Origin of the sequence: Methylibium sp. T29-B, from assembly GCF_000576225.1 — a bacterium.
Taxonomy (GTDB): Bacteria; Pseudomonadota; Gammaproteobacteria; order Burkholderiales; family Burkholderiaceae_C; genus Methylibium; species Methylibium petroleiphilum.
The window spans coordinates 1-1,601 of the sequence record NZ_AZSN01000331.1; the positions used below are offsets into that span (position 1 = coordinate 1).

Genomic DNA, 1,601 nt, shown 5'->3' on the forward strand with positions numbered 1-1,601 from the left:
GCGCATGACCGACTACGCCACCTTCTACCGCCGCTCGATCGAAGACCCGAAGGGTTTCTGGGCCGAGCAGGCCGAGCTGATCGACTGGCACCGCCCGTTCGACGAAGTGCTCGACGACAGCCGGCCGCCCTTCACCCGCTGGTTCGTCGGCGGCCAGACCAACCTCTGCCACAACGCCGTCGACCGCCACGCCGCCCGGCGCCCCGACGACAACGCCCTCATCTGGGTCTCCACCGAAGTCGGGCAGGAACGCACCTACAGCTACGCCGAACTCCAGCGCGAAGTCGAACGCATGGCCGCCGGCCTCGTCGAACTCGGCGTCGGCCAGGGCGACCGCGTCCTCATCTACATGCCCATGATCCCCGAGGCCGCCTTCGCCATGCTCGCCTGCGTGCGCATCGGCGCCATCCACTCCGTCGTCTTCGGCGGCTTCGCCAGCGTCAGCCTCGCCAGCCGCATCGACGACGCCCAGCCCAAACTCATCGTCAGCGCCGACGCCGGCAGCCGCGCCGGCAAAGTCGTCCCCTACAAACCCCTCCTCGACGAAGCCATCCGCCTGGCCAAGAACAAACCCCGCACGTCCTCATGGTCGACCGCGGCCTCGCCCCCAGCCAACCCGTCGAAGGCCGCGACATCGACTACGCCACCCTCAGGGCGCGCCACCTCGACAGCCGCGTCCCCTGCACCTGGGTCGACGCCACCCACCCCAGCTACACCCTCTACACCAGCGGCACCACCGGCACCCCCAAGGGCGTACAGCGCGACACCGGCGGCTACGCCGTCGCGCTGGCCGCCAGCATGAAACACATCTACCTCGGCAACGCTGGCGAAACCTACTTCTCCACCAGCGACATCGGCTGGGTCGTCGGCCACAGCTACATCGTCTACGGCCCGCTCCTCGCCGGCATGGCCACCATCATGTACGAAGGCCTGCCCATCCGCCCCGACGCCGCCATCTGGTGGAGCCTGGTCGAGAAATACAAAGTCACCGCCATGTTCAGCGCCCCCACCGCCGTGCGCGTGCTCAAGAAACAAGACCCCGCGGCCCTCAAGAAACACGACCTCAGCAGCCTGCGCGCCCTGTTCCTGGCCGGAGAGCCGCTCGACGAACCCACCGCCCAGTGGATCGCCGACGCCCTGGGCGTGCCCATCGTCGACAACTACTGGCAGACCGAATCCGGCTGGCCCATCCTCAGCATCGCCAACGGCGTGCAGCGCCAGCCCAGCAAGTTCGGCAGCCCCGGCATCCCCACCTACGGCTACAAGGTCAAGCTCGTCGACGACGCCACCGGCGAAGAACTGCACGGCGCCCACCAGAAAGGCGTGCTCGTGGTCGAAGGCCCGCTGCCGCCCGGCTTCATGCAGACCGTCTGGCGCGACGACGACCGCTTCGTCAACACCTACTGGAAAAGCGTGCCCGGCCAGAGCGTCTACAGCAGCTTCGACCGGGGCATCCGGGACGAAGACGGCTACTACTACATCCTCGGGCGCACCGACGACGTCATCAACGTCGCCGGGCACCGGCTGGGCACCCGCGAGATCGAGGAAAGCGTCTCCAGCCACGCCAACGTGGCCGAAGTGGCGGTGGTCGGGGTGGCCGA

The 1,601-nt window shown here is 68.1% G+C and carries 1 pseudogene; it reads left to right on the plus strand.

The window, feature by feature from the left end:
- Positions 1–4: 4 nt before the first annotated feature.
- Positions 5–1,601, plus strand: a pseudogene (locus tag Y694_RS21680) (propionate--CoA ligase); the annotation flags it as partial.